Annotated in this window: 1 protein-coding gene; it reads left to right on the plus strand. The window is 75.4% G+C overall.

All coding sequences use genetic code 11. The features are described 5' to 3' along the window. Positions 1–1,222, plus strand: a 1,222-nt coding sequence (locus G3I65_RS27785; protein ID WP_160698728.1) for an acyltransferase domain-containing protein, incomplete at both ends; no start/stop codon positions are given.

A 1,222-nucleotide genomic window follows, 5' to 3' on the forward strand; every position in this document is an offset into this window, starting at 1 on the left:
GGTGTTCGCCGAGGCGCTGGACACCGTGTTCGCCCACCTGGACGTCGAACTGGACCGCCCGCTGCGGGAGGTCGTCTTCGGGGACGACGCGGACCTGCTGGACCGGACCGAGTTCGCGCAGCCCGCCCTGTTCGCGCTGGGGGTCGCCCTGGCCCGGCTGCTGGACTCGTGGGGCGTCCGGCCGGACCGCGTGGCGGGGCATTCGATCGGCGAGATCGCCGCCGCGCACGTGGCGGGCGTGCTTTCGCTGGCCGACGCGTGCCGGCTGGTGGCGGCCCGCGGGCGGCTGATGCAGGCCCTGCCGGCCGGCGGCGCGATGGTTTCCCTGGTGGCCTCGGAGGACGAGGTGACGCCGTTGCTCGGCGACGGGGTGGCGATCGCGGCGGTGAACGGTCCGCGCGCGGTGGTGATCTCCGGGGCCGAAGGGCCCGTGCTGGACATCGCGGAGAAGTTCGAGAAGGCGAAGCGGCTCAACGTGTCGCACGCGTTCCACTCGCCGCTGATGGACCCGATGCTGGCCGGCTTCCGCGCCGTCGTCGCGGAACTCGAGTTCGCCGAGCCGTCGGTCCCGGTGGTGGCGTCCGGGGACGTGACGTCGCCGGAGTACTGGGTCGCGCACGTCCGGGACACCGTCCGGTTCGCCGACCACGTGGCCGCGCTGGCCGCGGACGGCGTTTCGGCGTTCGTGGAGCTGGGCCCCGACGGCGTGCTGTCGGCGATGGTCGAGGCGGACGTCGTGGTGCCCGTCCTCCGGCGGGACCGGGAAGAACCGGCCGCGCTCGTCTCGGCGCTGGCGAAGCTGCACGTGTCCGGGGTGGACGTCGCCTGGGCGCGGCTGTTCGGCCGCGGCCCCCGCGCCGCCGTGGCGCCCTACGCCTTCCAGCACGAGCGGTTCTGGCCGGAGCCGCTGACCGGTGGCGGCGCCGCGGACGCCGGGTTCTGGGCGGCGGTGGAGCAGGAGGACTTCGGCGACCTCGCCGCGCAGCTCGACGTCGACCGCGACGCGCTCGGCGCGGTGCTGCCCGCGTTGTCCTCGTGGCGGCGGGCCCGCGACGAACAGTCCCTTGTGGACGGCTGGACCTACCGCGTTTCCTGGAAGCCGCTGCCCGCCGGCCCGGCCGGGTCCGACGGGACGTGGCTGCTGGTCGTTCCGGCGGCACACGACGACGACCCGTGGGTCACCGCGGTGGCCGGGGCGCTCGGTCCCGCCGTCCCGCGGCTC

It is taken from the genome of Amycolatopsis sp. SID8362, assembly GCF_010550475.1.
GTDB lineage: Bacteria > Actinomycetota > Actinomycetes > Mycobacteriales > Pseudonocardiaceae > Amycolatopsis > Amycolatopsis eburnea.